This window comes from Methylocystis silviterrae (assembly GCF_013350005.1).
Classification (GTDB): domain Bacteria; phylum Pseudomonadota; class Alphaproteobacteria; order Rhizobiales; family Beijerinckiaceae; genus Methylocystis; species Methylocystis silviterrae.
Genome location: NZ_JABVWW010000022.1, coordinates 1 through 14,911 on the forward strand (window position 1 = coordinate 1; position 14,911 = coordinate 14,911).

Genomic DNA, 14,911 nt, shown 5'->3' on the forward strand with positions numbered 1-14,911 from the left:
GGAGGAGAAGCTGCGCTTCGCCATCCGCGAAGGCGGCCGAACCGTCGGCGCCGGCGTCGTCGCCAGCATTATCGAGTAAAGCGAATCCCGGGCCGCGGGCCAAGCGCTCGCTCTTGTGAAAGAAGCCGCGCGCAACGGCGCGCGGCGCATGAAGGCGAGCAGAACCGCTCGCGGTCCTAAAGGACGGAACAATGAACGGTCAAAATATCCGGATTCGCCTCAAGGCGTTCGATCACCGGATTCTCGACACGTCGACGAAGGAGATCGTCTCGACGGCCAAGCGCACGGGCGCTCAGGTCCGCGGTCCGATTCCGCTTCCGACGCGCATCGAAAAATTCACGGTGAACCGTTCGCCGCACATCGACAAGAAGTCGCGCGAACAGTTCGAGATCAGAACGCATAAACGCGTTCTCGACATCGTCGATCCCACCCCGCAAACGGTGGACGCGCTCATGAAGCTCGATCTTGCCGCCGGCGTGGATGTCGAGATCAAGCTCTAAACGGAATTCAGGCGGCGCTCGCTAAAGGATGCGAGCGCGCTTTGCGAAGGATTGGATCATGCGGTCGGGCGTCATCGCGCAAAAGGTCGGAATGACCCGCATCTTCACGGAGGCGGGCGAGCATGTGCCGGTCACGGTCCTGAAGCTCGACGGCTGCCAGGTCGTCGCGCAGCGGACTCAAGAGAAGAACGGCTACACCGCCGTTCAACTCGGCATCGGCCGCGCCAAGGTCAAGAATGTCTCGAAGGCCGAACGCACGCGGTTCGCCGCGGCCTCGGTGGAGCCGAAGCTGAAGCTCGCCGAGTTTCGGGTGAAAGAGGAAGAGTTGCTGCCGATCGGCGCCGAGATCACGGCGGATCATTTCGTCGTCGGCCAGTTCGTCGACGTGACGGGAACCTCCACCGGCAAAGGCTTTGCTGGCCCGATGAAGCGCTGGGGCTTCGGCGGTCTGCGGGCGACCCACGGCGTCTCCGTTTCGCACCGTTCGCACGGTTCGACCGGCGGCCGTCAGGATCCGGGCAAGACCTTCAAGAACAAGAAAATGGCCGGCCATATGGGGGTCGAGCGCGTCACCACGCAAAATCTGCGGGTGGTGCAGACCGACCCCGCGCGGGGACTGCTGCTGGTCGAAGGCGCGGTGCCGGGCACGGCCGGCGGTTGGATTTTCGTGCGCGACGCGGTGAAACGCGCGCTGCCGAAGGATGCGCCGCAGCCGGGCAAATTCCGCCTCGGCAACGGACAGGGTGAAGCCGCGAATTTAGACGCCGCTCCGCAAGAAGCGAAGAAGGAGGACTGAGCCGTGAAGATCGACGTCACGTCGTTCGACGGCCAGGCGGCCGGTTCGATCGAACTTTCCGATGAGGTCTTCGGCCTTGAGCCGCGCAAGGACCTGATCTTCCGCATGATCCGCTGGCAGCTTGCCAAGCGGCGCGCGGGCACCCATGCGGTGAAGAACCGCGCCGAGATCGCGCGCTCGGGCAAGAAGCTGCACAAGCAGAAGGGCACCGGCGGCGCCCGTCACGGCTCGGCGCGCGCGCCGCAGTTCCGTGGCGGCGGACGCGCCTTCGGCCCGGTGGTGCGCAGCCATGCGCATGACCTGACCAAGAAGGTGCGCCAGCTCGCGCTGAAACATGCTCTGTCCGCGAAAGCCAAGGACGGCGGCATCATCGTTTGGGAGACGGCGGAGCTCGCCGAGCCCAAGACGAAGCTGCTCGCATCGAGTTTCGCCAAGACCGGCCTCGAGAACGCGATCATCATCGTCGGCGGCGCGCCGCAGAACAATTTCGTGCTCGCCGCACGCAATATCCCGAAGATCGACATCCTGCCCGTCGAAGGCGTCAATGTTTACGACATCCTCCGCCGCGAGAAGCTGGTGTTGACCCGCGCCGCCGTGGACGCGCTGGAGGCGCGACTGAAATGAGCAAGGACGTTCGCCATTACGACGTGATCGTCGCCCCGGTCATCACCGAGAAGGCGACGCTCGCCTCGGAGAGCAATAAGGTGGTCTTCAAGGTCGCCAAGACCGCGACGAAGCCGCAGATCAAGGCGGCGGTCGAAGGTCTCTTCGACGTCAAGGTCGAGGCGGTCAATACGCTGGTGCGCAAGGGAAAGGCCAAGACCTTTCGCGGTCAGCGCGGCCAGCAGAGCGACGTCAAGAAAGCGGTCGTGACTCTCGCCGAGGGCCACAAGATCGACGTGACGACCGGACTGTAAGGAAGGCGTGAGGATAGAACGATGGCGCTGAAGACATTCAAGCCGGTCACGCCGAGCCTTCGCCAGCTCGTCATTGTCGACCGCAGAGAGCTCTACAAGGGCAAGCCGGTCAAGACTCTGACCGAGGGCAAGAGCTCAAAGGGCGGGCGCAACAACACCGGCCGGATCACCGTGCGTTTTCGCGGCGGCGGCCATAAGCAGGCCTATCGCGTCGTCGATTTCAAGCGGCGCAAGCTCGACGTTTCAGGCAAGGTCGAGCGGCTCGAATATGATCCGAACCGGACGGCGTTCATCGCGCTCATTCGCTACACGGACAATGAGCTTGCCTATATTCTCGCGCCGCAGCGGCTCTCCGTCGGCGACGAAGTGATCGCCGGCAATCAGGTCGACGTGAAGCCCGGCAACGCCATGCCGATCGCCAACATCCCTGTCGGCGCCATCGTGCACAATGTCGAGATGAAGATCGGCAAGGGCGGCGCCATCGCAAGGTCGGCCGGCACCTATGCGCAGATCGTCGGCCGCGACCAGGGCTATGTGATCATCAGACTGAATTCTGGCGAGCAGCGCCTCGTGCACGGCCAGTGCTTCGCGACGCTCGGCGCCGTGTCCAATCCTGATCATATGAACACCTCGATCGGCAAGGCCGGCCGTACACGCTGGCTCGGCCGGCGCCCGCACAATCGCGGCGTCACGATGAATCCGATCGACCATCCGCATGGCGGCGGCGAAGGCCGCACCTCTGGCGGTCGTCATCCGGTCACGCCCTGGGGCAAGCCGACCAAGGGCAAGAAGACCCGCACCAATAAATCCACCGACCGTTTCATTGTGTCCTCGCGACACAATCGCAAGAAGAAGGGCTAACCCATGGCGCGCTCGATTTGGAAGGGCCCGTTCGTCGACGGCTATCTTCTCAAGAAGGCCGAGACCTCGCGTGGTTCAGGCCGCTCCGAGGTGATCAAGATCTGGAGCCGCCGCTCCACGATCATCCCTCAATTCGTGGGACTGACCTTCGGCGTCCATAACGGCCAGAAACATATTCCCGTGTCCGTGTCGGAAGACATGATCGGGCACAAATTCGGCGAATTCGCTCCGACCCGCACCTTCCACGGCCATGCGGCCGACAAGAAGGCCAAGAGGGGCTAAGAGAGGCTAAGAGAGGCTCACGATGTCGAAGGAAGCCAATCCGCCCCGGCTTGCGGAAAATGAAGCGAAGGCTGTCGCGCGCATGCTGCGCGTCTCGCCGCAGAAGCTCAATCTGCTCGCGCAGTTGATCCGTGGCAAGAAGGTGGATCGCGCGCTCGCCGATCTGGAGTTCTCCAGAAAGCGGATCGCGCATGAGGTGAAGAAGGCGCTTGAAAGCGCCATCGCCAACGCCGAGAACAATCACGGTCTCGACGTCGACGATCTCGTCGTCGCCCAGGCCTTTGTCGGAAAGGCGCTGGTGATGAAGCGTTTCCACGCCCGCGCCCGCGGCCGTGCGAGCCGCGTCGAGAAGCCGTTCGCCAATCTGACGATCATCGTGCGCGAAGTCCAAGCGCAAGCCAACGCCTAAAGGATTTAAAACCATGGGTCAGAAGGTTAATCCGATCGGGCTGCGACTGGGCGTCAACCGCACCTGGGATTCGCGCTGGTTCGCCAATAAGGGCGAATACGCCAAGCTCCTTCACGAGGACATGGCGATCCGCGAAACGGTGTCGAAAACGCTGAAGCAGGCGGCGGTGTCGAAGATCGTCATCGAGCGCCCGCACAAGAAGTGCCGCGTCACGATCTATTCGGCGCGTCCCGGCGTCGTCATCGGCAAGAAGGGCGCGGACATCGACAAGATCCGCAAGCTCGTGGGCAAGCTCACCGGCAGCGAAGTCGTCATCAACATCGTCGAAGTGCGCAAGCCCGAAACCGAGGCCGCGCTCGTCGCCGAGTCGATCGCGCAGCAGCTGGAACGTCGCGTCGCCTTCCGCCGCGCGATGAAGCGCGCCGTGCAATCGGCCATTCGGCTGGGCGCGCAGGGCATTCGCATCAATTGTTCGGGCCGTCTCGGCGGCGCCGAGATCGCCCGTCTCGAATGGTATCGCGAAGGACGCGTGCCGCTGCACACGCTGCGCGCCGACGTCGATTACGGCACCGCCACCGCGCATACCGCCTATGGCGCTTGCGGTATCAAGGTCTGGATCTTCAAGGGCGAAATCCTCGAGCATGATCCGATGGCGCAGGATAAGAAGGCGGCCGAACAGGCGTCCGGCGGCGATCATGGCGATCGCGACCGTGGCGGCGAACGCCGCCGTCGCGAGCACCGCGAACCGCGCGACGCGGCGTAACGAACAAGATTAAAGAGCGCAATCATGCTGCAACCCAAACGCACCAAGTTCCGCAAGGCCTTCAAGGGCCGCATCCGTGGCGCCTCCAAGGCGGGCTTTTCGCTGAACTTCGGTCAGTTCGGCCTTAAGGCGCTGGAGCCGGATCGCATCACCGCGCGCCAGATCGAGGCCGCGCGCCGCGCCATGACGCGCCATATGAAGCGCGCCGGCCGCGTCTGGATCCGCATCTTCCCCGACGTGCCGGTCTCCAAGAAGCCGACCGAAGTGCGTATGGGCAAGGGCAAGGGCGCGCCGGAATTCTGGGCCGTGCGCGTTGCGCCCGGCCGCATCATGTTCGAGATTGACGGCGTCCCGGCGCCTATCGCGCGCGAGGCCTTGACGCTCGCCGCCGCGAAGCTGCCGATCAAGACGCGCTTCATCGAACGCATCGCCGAATAAGGGGAACGTGATGAAATCCAAACAGCGCCTCTCCGACATCAAGGCGATGACCGAAGATCAGCTCAATGACGAAGTGCTGAAGCTCAAGAAAGAGCAGTTCAATCTGCGCTTCCAGCGGGCGACCGGCCAGCTCGAGAACACCTCACGCGTGCGCGTCGTTCGTCGCGACATTGCCCGCACGAAAACCATCGCCGCGCATAAGCGCGCCGAAAAGCAGGGTTAAAGCGCCATGCCGAAGCGAATTCTCCAGGGCGTCGTCGTCAGCGACAAGCAGAACAAGACCGTGGTGGTGAAGGTCGAACGTCGCTTCACCCACCCGCTGTTCCAGAAGACGGTGCGCCGCACGAAGAACTATCACGCCCATGACGAGAACGGCGCGTTCAAGGTGGGCGATTCGGTGACGATCGAAGAGACCGCGCCGATCTCGAAATTGAAGCGCTGGCGGGTCGTCGAAGTGACGGCCGAGGCGTAGTCGTTAGAACGAACTGTCCGGACGAAGTCGGCGCGAAACCGAAACCAGACCGGAACGAAAGGCGGGTAAGCCATGATTCAGATGCAAACCAATCTCGACGTCGCCGACAACTCCGGCGCGCGCCGCGTGATGTGCATCAAGGTGCTGGGCGGCTCCAAGCGCAAATACGCCGGCGTCGGCGACATTATTGTCGTGTCGATCAAGGAGGCGATTCCGCGCGGCCGCGTCAAGAAGGGCGATGTGCTGAAGGCCGTCGTCGTTCGCACCGCGAAGGACATCAAGCGTGCCGACGGCTCCGTGATCCGTTTCGATTCGAACGCCGCGGTGCTGATCAACAATCAGAAAGAGCCGATCGGCACCCGCATTTTCGGGCCTGTGCCGCGCGAGCTGCGCGCCAAGAACCACATGAAGATCATCTCGCTCGCCCCGGAGGTTTTGTAATGGCCGCCAAGATCAAGAAGGGCGACAAAGTCGTCGTTCTCGCCGGCCGCGACAAGGGCCGCAGCGGCGAAGTGTTGCGCGTGATCCCCGACGAGGGCCGCGCCGTCGTCGACGGCGTCAATATCGTCAAGCGCCATCAGCGTCAGACCAAGGATCGCGAAGCCGGCATCATCAACAAGGCCGCGCCGATCAATTTGTCGAATCTGGCGGTCGCCGATCCCAAGGACGGCAAGGCGACGCGCGTTGGATTCAAGATTCTCGACGACGGCCGCAAGGTCCGCGTCGCCAAGCGTTCCGGAGAATTGATCGATGGCTGAGGAAAAGAAGCCCAAGGCCGAAAAGCCCGCCAAGGCTCAAAAGCCCGCCGCCGAAGGCGCGGAGGCGAAGGAGCCGAAGAAGGCCGCCGCCAAATCGGGCGAAAAGCCTGCGGCTAAGGAAAAGCCGGCGAAGGCCGGCGACGACGCGGCTGTGGTCGGTGCGGACGGCGCCTATGTGCCGCGCATGCGGAAGCATTACGAAGAGGTCGTGCGCGAGACGCTGCAGAAGCAGTTCGGATATAAGAACGCGCTCGAAGTGCCGACGATCGAGAAGATCGTGCTCAACATGGGCGTTGGCGAATCCGTCAATGACAGCAAGAAGGCGACGTCGGCGGCGAGCGACCTTAGTCTTATCGCTGGCCAGAAGCCGGTCATCACCCGCGCGCGCAAGGCGATCTCGACCTTCAAGCTGCGCGAGAACATGCCGATCGGCGCGAAGGTGACGCTGCGCAAGACGCGGATGTATGAGTTTCTGGATCGTCTGATCACCGTGGCGCTGCCGCGCGTGCGCGACTTCCGCGGATTGAATCCGAAGTCCTTCGACGGTCGCGGGAACTATGCGCTCGGCATCAAGGAGCACATCGTGTTCCCCGAAATCGACTACGACAAGGCGGAGTCGATCCTGGGCATGGACGTGATCGTTTGCACGACGGCCAAGACCGACGAAGAGGCGCGCGCCTTGCTGAAGGCGTTCAATTTCCCGTTCCGGCAGTGAGGGCGTAACGGCTCCTCAAACGCGGATACTGAAAGGCGAAACTGGTAATGGCGAAGAAAAGCGCGATTGAGAACAACAAGCGGAAGCGAAGGCTCGTGAAGTCTTACGCCGGGCGGCGCGCGCGGCTGAAGGCGGTTGCGAACGACAAGACGCTGAGCGTCGAAGAGCAGTTCGAGGCGCGTCTCAAGCTTGCTGAGCTCCCGCGCAATTCGGCGCCGGTTCGCGTGCGCAACCGCTGCGAAGTGTCGGGCCGTCCGCGCGGCTTTTATCGCAAGCTGAAAATGTCGCGCATTGCGCTACGCGAATTGGGGTCCCGCGGCCTGGTGCCCGGCCTCGTGAAGTCAAGCTGGTAAGGAGACGCAGATGGCGATCAACGATCCATTGGGCGATCTCCTCACCCGCATCCGCAACGCGCAGATGCGCCGCAAGGACAAGGTCTCCTCTCCGGGCTCGAAGCTGCGCGCGCATGTGCTCGACGTGCTGAAGGAAGAGGGCTATATCCGCGGCTATAGCAGCACTGACTTCGGCAATGGCCGGACCGAGTTCGAGATCGAACTGAAATATTTCGACGGCGAACCGGTCATCAAGCAGATCGAACGCGTGTCGCGTCCGGGCCGCCGCGTCTATGCGGCGGTTGACGCAGTGCCGCGCGTGGCGAATGGCCTCGGCGTCACCATCGTGTCGACTCCGAAGGGCGTCATGGCCGATCACGCGGCGCGCGAGAATAATGTCGGTGGCGAGGTGCTGTGCAAGGTCTTCTAGACCTTGCGCCTCATCAAACAGGATTTGCAACCATGTCTCGTATCGGCAAGAAGCCTGTCGTCATTCCCGCCGGCGTCACCGCCAAGGTGGACGGTCAGCTCGTGCAGGTGAAGGGCGCGAAGGGCCAGCTGGAGTTCCTGGCGCCCGACGACGTTTCCGTCGTCCAGCAGGACAACGCCATCTCGGTCGACCCGCGCAATGAAACCAAGCGCGCCCGCGCGCTGTGGGGCACGGCGCGCGCCCAGATCAACAATATCGTCGTCGGCGTGACCACGGGCTTTGAGAAGAAGCTTGAGATCACCGGCGTCGGCTATCGCGCCGCGGTGCAGGGAAAAACGCTGCAACTCGCGCTCGGCTATTCGCATGACGTGAGCTATCCGATTCCGGCCGGCATCGCGATCGTGACGCCGAAGCCGACGGAAATCAGCATCAGCGGCATGGATCGGCGCCAGGTCGGTCAAGTCGCCGCCGAGATCCGCGCCCTGCGCCCGCCCGAGCCCTACAAGGGCAAGGGCGTCAAATATGCCAATGAATTCATCTTCCGCAAGGAAGGCAAGAAGAAGTAAGGACCCGCCATGGCCAGGGATGTCAAAGTCGAACAGCGTCGAAAGGCGCGGGTGCGCCGGGCGATCCGTGAACGCGCCAAGGGGCGGTTGCGCCTTTCGGTGTTTCGCTCGTCCAAGCAGATCTATGCGCAGATCATCGACGACGAGAAGGGCGCGACGGTCGCCGCCGCCTCTTCGCTCGAGAAGGCGAACCGCGAGGGTCTGAAGACCGGCGCGGACGTCGAGGCGGCGAAGGTCGTCGGCAAGCTCCTCGCGGAGCGCGCCGTCGCCAAGGGCGTCAAAGAGGTCGTTTTCGACCGTGGCGCTTACATGTATCACGGGCGCGTCAAGGCGCTGGCCGACGGCGCCCGCGAGGGCGGTCTGGAGTTTTAACTGGGGGCGCGCGCCGTTGAGGGCGCGCGCTTCTCGCGCGGAATGCGTGCCGGCGCAGATGCGCCGGGCGTCGATCCGATGGGTCGGCAGTGAAGGAAGCGAGCGGCGCATCACGCCGCGTAAGTGACGGAAGAGACAATGGCGCGTGAAGGAGAAGGCGGTCGCGGCCGCGATCGGGATCGTGACGATCGCGACGGCGAATTTGTGGATCGTCTGGTCCACATCAATCGCGTCGCGAAGGTGGTGAAGGGCGGCCGGCGTTTCGGCTTCGCCGCGCTCGTCGTCGTCGGCGACCAGAAAGGCCGCGTTGGCTATGGACACGGCAAGGCGCGCGAAGTGCCTGAGGCGATCCGCAAGGCGACGGAAGCGGCGAAGCGCGCGTTGATCCGCGTGCCGCTGCGCGAAGGCCGCACGCTGCATCATGACGTTCATGGCCGCCATGGCGCGGGCCGCGTCATCCTGCGCGCGGCGCCGGCCGGCACCGGAATCATCGCCGGCGGTCCAATGCGCGCGATTTTCGAAACGCTGGGCATGCACGACGTCGTGGCGAAGAGCCAGGGGTCGTCGAATCCCTACAACATGATCCGCGCGACCTTCGATGCGCTCGGCCGCGAAGACTCGCCGCGCTCCGTCGCGGCGCGCCGCTCGCTTAAAGTTTCGGTGCTGCAGTCGCGCCGTCAAGGCGTCGACGCCGACGCCGTCGACGCGTAAGGAGACGACCCATGACGAAGAGCACGCAGCAGATCGTCGTCGAACAGATCGGCAGCCCGATCGGCCGTCCCGAACGGCAGCGCCGTACGCTTCTTGGCCTCGGCCTGACGCGCATCGGCCGCCGCCGCGCGCTGGAAGACACGCCGGCCGTGCGCGGGATGATCGCTAAGGTGGCGCATCTCGTGAAAATCGTCGACGCCAAAACCGTCGACGGGAAGTGAGGACGCGGCCATGAAACTCAATGAAATCACCGACAATCCAGGCGCGAGCAAGAACCGCATGCGCGTCGGCCGCGGCATCGGCTCCGGCAAGGGCAAGACCGGCGGGCGCGGCGTCAAGGGTCAGAAGGCCCGCACCGGCGTGGCGATCAAGGGCTTCGAGGGCGGTCAGATGCCGTTGCATCGGCGCCTGCCGAAGCGCGGATTCTACAATCCGTTCTCGACCCACTACAACGAAGTCAATCTCGGGCGGATTCAACAGGCGCTCGACGCCGGCAAGCTCGACGCCACCGCGCCGGTGACGATCGAGGCGCTGCTCGCGGCCGGCGTCGTCACCAGACCACGCGACGGCGTCAAGATCCTCGGTCAGGGCGAGTTGAAGACAAAGCTCGCCTTCGAGGTCTCGGCGGCCTCCAAATCTGCGGTCGCGGCCATCGAAGGCGCCGGCGGCTCCGTGAAACTTCTCGCAGGCGAGACGCCGGCGCAATAAAGCAAAATGTGCGGCCGCTCTCGCTTGAGCGGCTGCGCTGTTTTATACAAACGCTCCGAACGGAGCGGGCGAGCCTCGCGCGCTGCTAGCTCCGAGCGCTGAGCCCAACAAAAATGCGTCGCGTCGACAGCGGCGCGAAAGGGGAGTTCCTTCATGGCATCGGCAGCCGAGCAGCTCGCGGCCAACGTCAATCTCTCCGCCTTCGGCAAATCCGAGGAATTGAAAAAGCGCATCCTGTTCACGCTGGGCGCGCTGATCGTCTATCGCCTCGGTACCTACGTGCCGCTGCCGGGCATCGACCCCGAGGCTTTCGCGAAAAGCTTTTTCGGCCAGTCGAAGGGCATGCTGGAGCTCTTCAACATGTTCGCGGGCGGCGCCGTGCAGCGCCGCGCGATCTTCGCGCTCAACATCATGCCGTATATCTCGGCGTCGATTATCATCCAGCTGCTGACGTCGGTGATTCCGACGCTCGAGACGCTGAAGAAAGAGGGCGAACAGGGCCGCAAGGTTCTCAACCAATATACCCGCTACCTCACCGTCGCGCTCGCGACGTTCCAGGCCTACGCGATGGCGATCGGGCTGGAGGGCCAGCAGGGCGTCGTCACCGATCCGGGCATATTCTTCCGCATCACCACGGTCGTGACGCTGGTCGGCGGAACGATGTTCCTGATGTGGCTTGGCGAGCAGATCACCTCTCGCGGAATCGGCAACGGCTCTTCGCTCATTATCTTCGCCGGCATCGTCGCCGCGTTTCCATCGGCGATCGTGTCGACTTTGGAGCTGGGCCGGCAGGGCGCCATTTCGACGGCGCTGATCATCGGCGTCATCGTGATGTCCTTCGCCGTCGTCGCCTTCATCGTGTTCATGGAGCGGGCGCAGCGGCGCCTGCTGATCACCTATCCCAAGCGGCAGCACGGCAACCGGGTCTATGAGGGACAGACGTCCTTCCTGCCGCTGAAGCTGAACACGTCCGGCGTCATCCCGCCGATCTTCGCGTCGTCGCTGCTGCTCTTGCCGACGACAGTGGCGAATTTCTACCAATCGACCGGCAGCGAAAGCGTCTTCGCGACGATCTCAGCCTATTTCGGCCATGGGCGGCCGCTGTATATGCTCGCCTATGTCGGATTGATCGTGTTCTTCGCCTTCTTCTACACCGCGATCGTCTTCAATCCGGTCGAGACGGCGGACAATCTCAAGAAGCACGGCGGTTTCGTGCCGGGCATTCGCCCTGGCGAACGCACGGCGAAATTCATCGACGAAGTGCTGATGCGGATCACGGTGCTCGGCGCGGCCTATCTGGCGGTCATCTGCATCATTCCGGAAGGGCTCATCGCCTACGCCAATCTGCCGTTCTATTTCGGCGGCACGTCGCTGCTCATCGTCGTCAGCGTCACCATGGATACTGTGGCGCAGATCCACGGTCATATGCAGGCGCAGCAATATGAGGGGCTGATTCGCAAGACCAAGCTTCGTGGCGGGAAACGCGCCCGATGAGGCTGGTGCTGCTCGGTCCGCCGGGGGCCGGCAAGGGAACGCAGGCGGCGCGTCTCGTAAAAAAGCACGGCGTGCCGCAGCTGTCGACGGGAGACATGCTGCGCGCCGCGGTCGCGGCGAAAACTCCGATTGGACTGAGGGCCAAGGAGATCATGGACGCTGGCGCGCTGGTGCCGGACGAGGTCGTGATCGGCTTGATCGATGAACGGCTCGGCGCGTCTGACTGCGCCAGCGGGTTCATTCTCGACGGCTTCCCGCGCACTGTGGCGCAGGCCGAGGCGCTGCAGGAGCTTCTCGTGCGCAGGGGCTTGTCGCTCGACGCCGTGCTTGAGCTCGCCGTCGACGAAGGCGCGCTCGTCGACCGGATGCGCAAGCGGGTCGACGAAACCCGCGCCGCGGGCGGCGCGGTGCGCGCAGACGACAATCCGGAAAGCTTCAAGACGCGGCTCGAAGCCTATCGGGCCCAGACGGCCCCGGTGTCGGCGCACTACGCCAAGCGTAGCGAACTGACCAAGATCGACGGCATGGCGCCGATCGAGGATGTAACCGCGGAGATCGATCGCGCCCTGTCGGGCGCCAGCTAGATTTTTTCGCGGAATCGCTTGACCCTCAACCCGTTGGCCCCTAAATAGGCAGTCTTCACGTTGTTGGACAGTCGGCTCCGGCTCCCGGATTGGGGGGCGGGGCCTGTTTTCGTATGAAGACGGTTCACAACCGTCCGCATGGGCCGGGCTCCACCGGACGCGGGCGTCATCCTGGAGCTTAAGGCTCCTTCTCACATGGAGAGACAAAGTGGCCCGTATTGCAGGCGTCAATATCCCGACCAACAAGCGCGTCGTCATCGCGCTCCAATATATCCACGGCATTGGGGCCAAGAAGGCTGAGGAAATCTGCGAAAAGGTGAGCATCCCGGCCGAGCGCCGCGTGGCGCAACTCACCGACGCGGAAGTTCTGCAAATTCGCGAAACCATCGACCGCGACTACATGGTCGAGGGCGATCTGCGCCGCGAGGTCGCGATCAACATCAAGCGCCTGATGGATCTCGGCTGCTATCGCGGCCTGCGCCATCGCCGCCAGCTCCCCGTGCGCGGCCAGCGCACGCACACAAACGCCCGCACCCGCAAGGGCAAGGCGAAGCCGATCGCCGGCAAGAAGAAGTAATCGGCCGTCAGGACAATCATCGATGGCCGGGACACGCCCGGCCATGACAACCGAAATCCCTAGCGCCTGGAACTACGGGCGCGTTTGAAGGACGCAAGAAAAAATGGCTAAGGACACAACGCGCGTTCGTCGCCGCGAGCGCAAGAACATCGTTTCCGGCGTCGCGCATGTAAATTCGACGTTCAACAACACCATGATCACCATCACCGACGCGCAGGGCAACACCGTGTCGTGGTCGTCCGCGGGGTCGATGGGATTCAAAGGCTCGCGCAAATCCACGCCCTACGCCGCGCAGATGGCCGCCGAAGACGCCGCCCGCAAGGCCGGCGAGCACGGCGTGCGCACGCTCGAAGTCGAAGTCTCCGGTCCGGGCTCCGGCCGTGAGTCGGCGCTGCGCGCCTTGCAGGCGGCGGGCTTCACCGTGACTTCGATCCGCGATGTGACGCCCATTCCGCACAACGGCTGCCGGCCGCGCAAGCGCCGCCGCGTCTGAGTTCATTGTCTGATTTGATTTCGCGCGGCGCGGCGCATGCCCGGCGCCGCACTCAGGAGCTTCAAGGAAAGGCCTCCAAGTGAGCATCCAGAAGAACTGGCAGGAACTCATCAAGCCGAACAAGCTCGAAGTCGCCGCCGGAGACGATCCCAAGCGCGTCGCGACCGCGATCGCCGAGCCGCTGGAGCGCGGCTTCGGCGTGACGCTTGGCAACGCCCTGCGCCGCATTCTGCTGTCGTCGTTGCAGGGCGCGGCGATCACGTCGATTCACATCGATGGCGTGCTGCACGAGTTCTCGTCGATCCCGGGCGTGCGCGAGGACGTGACCGACATCGTCCTCAACATCAAGGACATCGCCATCAAATACCAGGGCGATGGCATGAAGCGCCTGACGCTCAAGAAGACGGGACCGGGGGCCGTCACCGCGGGCGACATCCAGGTGACGGGCGATGTGCAGGTCCTCAACCCTGAACTCGTCATCTGCACGCTCGACGAAGGCGCCGAGATCCGCATCGAGTTCACCGTCGCCAACGGCAAGGGCTATGCGCCCGCCGACCGCAACCGCGCCGAAGACGCCCCGATCGGCCTCATTCCGATCGACAGCCTCTATTCGCCGGTCAAAAAGGTCAGCTATCGGGTCGAAAACACCCGCGAGGGCCAGGTTCTCGACTATGACAAGCTGACGCTGACGGTCGAGACGAATGGCGCGATGAGCCCGGAAGACGCGATCGCCTATTCGGCGCGCATTCTGCAGGACCAGCTCAATGTCTTCGTCAATTTCGAAGAGCCGCGCCGCGAGGAGGCCGCGCCGTCGATTCCGCAGCTCGCTTTCAATCCGGCGCTGCTGAAGAAGGTGGACGAGTTGGAGCTTTCGGTGCGGTCGGCGAACTGCCTGAAGAACGACAACATCGTCTACATCGGCGACCTTATCCAGAAGTCGGAAGCCGAGATGCTGCGCACGCCGAACTTCGGCCGCAAGTCCTTGAACGAGATCAAGGAGGTGCTGGCGCAGATGGGGCTGCATCTGGGCATGGAAGTCCCCGGCTGGCCGCCGGAGAACATCGACGATCTCGCAAAGAGATTCGAGGAGCATTACTGAGTCGCACCCTCCCCTTGAGGGGGAGGGTCGTCCTGCGTAGCAGGCGGGGTGGGGTGAAACCCACGAAGTTTCGGGGTTCACCCCCACCCGACCGCCTTCAGCGGTCGACCTCCCCCCTCAAGGGGGAGGTGGAGTGAGCGCCCATAATCGACGGCCGTTCCTTGGCACGGCGGCCGCATAATCAACGGAGAGCCGCATGTATCACGGTCACAAGAAGCGCCGCTTCGGGCGCACGCATGAGCACCGCAAGGCGATGTTCGCCAATATGGCGCAGGCGCTCATCAAGCATGAGCAGATTGTCACGACGCTGCCGAAGGCGAAGGATCTGCGTCCGGTCGTTGAAAAGCTTGTGACGCTGGGCAAACGCGGCGACCTCCATGCGCGCCGGCAGGCGATCGCCAAGATTAAGGACGTCAAGCTCGTCGGCAAGCTCTTCGACGTGCTCGGACCTCGCTATAAGGATCGCAACGGCGGCTATACGCGCGTGCTGAAGGCGGGCTTCCGCTACGGCGACAATGCGCCGCTCGCGGTCATCGAATTCGTCGATCGCGACGTGAACGCCAGGGGGCAGGACTCCGGGCCGGTCCACGAAGGAGAGGCGGCGGCGTAAACCGCTCAAGGGCGATCGCTTCGA

The 14,911-nt window shown here is 63.6% G+C and carries 28 protein-coding genes; all 28 read left to right on the forward strand.

All coding sequences use genetic code 11. From position 1 onward, the window contains the following. Positions 1 to 79: EF-Tu C-terminal domain-related protein (locus HUN39_RS16405; RefSeq protein WP_445482846.1), on the forward strand; the 79-nt coding region annotated here is incomplete at its 5' end. A gap of 112 nt (positions 80 to 191) precedes the next feature. Continuing rightward, positions 192 to 500, forward strand: coding sequence for a 30S ribosomal protein S10 (rpsJ, locus tag HUN39_RS16410; protein ID WP_014890764.1), 309 nt, complete (start codon positions 192 to 194; stop codon positions 498 to 500). 58 nt (positions 501 to 558) lie between these two features. Further along, positions 559 to 1,296: a 50S ribosomal protein L3 gene (rplC, locus tag HUN39_RS16415; protein ID WP_175095541.1), complete on the forward strand. Its 738-nt coding sequence runs from the start codon at positions 559 to 561 to the stop codon at positions 1,294 to 1,296. A 3-nt stretch (positions 1,297 to 1,299) separates the two neighbouring features. Then, positions 1,300 to 1,920 (forward strand): 50S ribosomal protein L4, encoded by a 621-nt coding sequence (rplD, locus tag HUN39_RS16420; protein ID WP_175095542.1) that lies wholly within the window; start codon positions 1,300 to 1,302, stop codon positions 1,918 to 1,920. Further along, on the forward strand, positions 1,917 to 2,213 hold the full coding sequence (locus HUN39_RS16425; protein ID WP_175095543.1) for a 50S ribosomal protein L23: 297 nt from the start codon (positions 1,917 to 1,919) through the stop codon (positions 2,211 to 2,213). The genes rplD and HUN39_RS16425 overlap by 4 nt, the downstream gene beginning before the upstream one ends. Before the next feature lie 21 nt (positions 2,214 to 2,234). Continuing rightward, on the forward strand, positions 2,235 to 3,074 hold the full coding sequence (gene rplB / locus HUN39_RS16430; protein WP_175095544.1) for a 50S ribosomal protein L2: 840 nt from the start codon (positions 2,235 to 2,237) through the stop codon (positions 3,072 to 3,074). Between the two features lie 3 nt (positions 3,075 to 3,077). Further along, positions 3,078 to 3,356, forward strand: a complete 279-nt coding sequence (rpsS, locus tag HUN39_RS16435; RefSeq protein ID WP_014890759.1) for a 30S ribosomal protein S19 — start codon at positions 3,078 to 3,080, stop codon at positions 3,354 to 3,356. A 22-nt stretch (positions 3,357 to 3,378) separates the two neighbouring features. Then, on the forward strand, positions 3,379 to 3,765 hold the full coding sequence (gene rplV / locus HUN39_RS16440) for a 50S ribosomal protein L22 (protein WP_014890758.1): 387 nt from the start codon (positions 3,379 to 3,381) through the stop codon (positions 3,763 to 3,765). A gap of 13 nt (positions 3,766 to 3,778) precedes the next feature. After that, a complete protein-coding gene (gene rpsC / locus HUN39_RS16445; RefSeq protein ID WP_018406015.1) occupies positions 3,779 to 4,528 on the forward strand; it encodes a 30S ribosomal protein S3 in 750 nt (249 codons plus the stop codon). A gap of 24 nt (positions 4,529 to 4,552) precedes the next feature. Continuing rightward, complete coding sequence (gene rplP, locus HUN39_RS16450; protein WP_123176884.1) at positions 4,553 to 4,966, forward strand: 50S ribosomal protein L16; 414 nt, start codon at positions 4,553 to 4,555, stop codon at positions 4,964 to 4,966. Positions 4,967 to 4,976: 10 nt separating this feature from the next. Next, entirely contained in the window at positions 4,977 to 5,189 is a 213-nt protein-coding gene (gene rpmC / locus HUN39_RS16455; RefSeq protein ID WP_018406013.1) for a 50S ribosomal protein L29, read from the forward strand. A gap of 6 nt (positions 5,190 to 5,195) precedes the next feature. Further along, positions 5,196 to 5,438: a 30S ribosomal protein S17 gene (rpsQ, locus tag HUN39_RS16460; RefSeq protein ID WP_018406012.1), complete on the forward strand. Its 243-nt coding sequence runs from the start codon at positions 5,196 to 5,198 to the stop codon at positions 5,436 to 5,438. Between the two features lie 72 nt (positions 5,439 to 5,510). Next, positions 5,511 to 5,879 carry a 50S ribosomal protein L14 gene (gene rplN, locus HUN39_RS16465; protein WP_018266630.1) on the forward strand — a complete coding sequence of 123 codons (369 nt, stop codon included), beginning with the start codon at positions 5,511 to 5,513 and terminating at the stop codon, positions 5,877 to 5,879. Next, a complete protein-coding gene (gene rplX, locus HUN39_RS16470; protein ID WP_018406011.1) occupies positions 5,879 to 6,196 on the forward strand; it encodes a 50S ribosomal protein L24 in 318 nt (105 codons plus the stop codon). Before rplN ends, rplX begins: the two co-directional genes overlap by 1 nt. Then, positions 6,189 to 6,911, forward strand: coding sequence for a 50S ribosomal protein L5 (gene rplE / locus HUN39_RS16475; RefSeq protein ID WP_232366162.1), 723 nt, complete (start codon positions 6,189 to 6,191; stop codon positions 6,909 to 6,911). Before rplX ends, rplE begins: the two co-directional genes overlap by 8 nt. Positions 6,912 to 6,958: 47 nt before the next feature. Then, positions 6,959 to 7,264, forward strand: coding sequence for a 30S ribosomal protein S14 (gene rpsN, locus HUN39_RS16480; RefSeq protein WP_014890750.1), 306 nt, complete (start codon positions 6,959 to 6,961; stop codon positions 7,262 to 7,264). A gap of 10 nt (positions 7,265 to 7,274) precedes the next feature. Continuing rightward, complete coding sequence (gene rpsH, locus HUN39_RS16485) at positions 7,275 to 7,673, forward strand: 30S ribosomal protein S8 (protein ID WP_014890749.1); 399 nt, start codon at positions 7,275 to 7,277, stop codon at positions 7,671 to 7,673. Between the two features lie 32 nt (positions 7,674 to 7,705). After that, entirely contained in the window at positions 7,706 to 8,239 is a 534-nt protein-coding gene (rplF, locus tag HUN39_RS16490) for a 50S ribosomal protein L6 (RefSeq protein WP_175095545.1), read from the forward strand. Positions 8,240 to 8,248: 9 nt separating this feature from the next. Beyond that, entirely contained in the window at positions 8,249 to 8,611 is a 363-nt protein-coding gene (rplR, locus tag HUN39_RS16495) for a 50S ribosomal protein L18 (RefSeq protein WP_018406008.1), read from the forward strand. Positions 8,612 to 8,749: 138 nt separating this feature from the next. Next, positions 8,750 to 9,322, forward strand: a complete 573-nt coding sequence (gene rpsE, locus HUN39_RS16500) for a 30S ribosomal protein S5 (protein WP_014890746.1) — start codon at positions 8,750 to 8,752, stop codon at positions 9,320 to 9,322. An 11-nt stretch (positions 9,323 to 9,333) separates the two neighbouring features. After that, positions 9,334 to 9,543 (forward strand): 50S ribosomal protein L30, encoded by a 210-nt coding sequence (gene rpmD / locus HUN39_RS16505; RefSeq protein WP_014890745.1) that lies wholly within the window; start codon positions 9,334 to 9,336, stop codon positions 9,541 to 9,543. A gap of 10 nt (positions 9,544 to 9,553) precedes the next feature. Next, on the forward strand, positions 9,554 to 10,030 hold the full coding sequence (gene rplO, locus HUN39_RS16510) for a 50S ribosomal protein L15 (protein ID WP_175095546.1): 477 nt from the start codon (positions 9,554 to 9,556) through the stop codon (positions 10,028 to 10,030). Positions 10,031 to 10,183: 153 nt separating this feature from the next. Further along, positions 10,184 to 11,524 carry a preprotein translocase subunit SecY gene (secY, locus tag HUN39_RS16515; protein WP_123176880.1) on the forward strand — a complete coding sequence of 447 codons (1,341 nt, stop codon included), beginning with the start codon at positions 10,184 to 10,186 and terminating at the stop codon, positions 11,522 to 11,524. Beyond that, a complete protein-coding gene (locus HUN39_RS16520; RefSeq protein ID WP_175095547.1) occupies positions 11,521 to 12,108 on the forward strand; it encodes an adenylate kinase in 588 nt (195 codons plus the stop codon). The genes secY and HUN39_RS16520 overlap by 4 nt, the downstream gene beginning before the upstream one ends. Positions 12,109 to 12,316: 208 nt before the next feature. Next, the gene (gene rpsM, locus HUN39_RS16525) at positions 12,317 to 12,685 is read left to right on the forward strand and encodes a 30S ribosomal protein S13 (protein ID WP_018406003.1); all 369 of its coding nucleotides are present in this window, start codon (positions 12,317 to 12,319) and stop codon (positions 12,683 to 12,685) included. 103 nt (positions 12,686 to 12,788) lie between these two features. After that, a complete protein-coding gene (gene rpsK / locus HUN39_RS16530) occupies positions 12,789 to 13,178 on the forward strand; it encodes a 30S ribosomal protein S11 (protein WP_014890740.1) in 390 nt (129 codons plus the stop codon). 79 nt (positions 13,179 to 13,257) lie between these two features. Next, the gene (locus HUN39_RS16535; RefSeq protein ID WP_175095548.1) at positions 13,258 to 14,277 is read left to right on the forward strand and encodes a DNA-directed RNA polymerase subunit alpha; all 1,020 of its coding nucleotides are present in this window, start codon (positions 13,258 to 13,260) and stop codon (positions 14,275 to 14,277) included. A gap of 196 nt (positions 14,278 to 14,473) precedes the next feature. Continuing rightward, positions 14,474 to 14,887, forward strand: a complete 414-nt coding sequence (gene rplQ, locus HUN39_RS16540) for a 50S ribosomal protein L17 (protein WP_018406001.1) — start codon at positions 14,474 to 14,476, stop codon at positions 14,885 to 14,887. Positions 14,888 to 14,911: the final 24 nt, after the last annotated feature.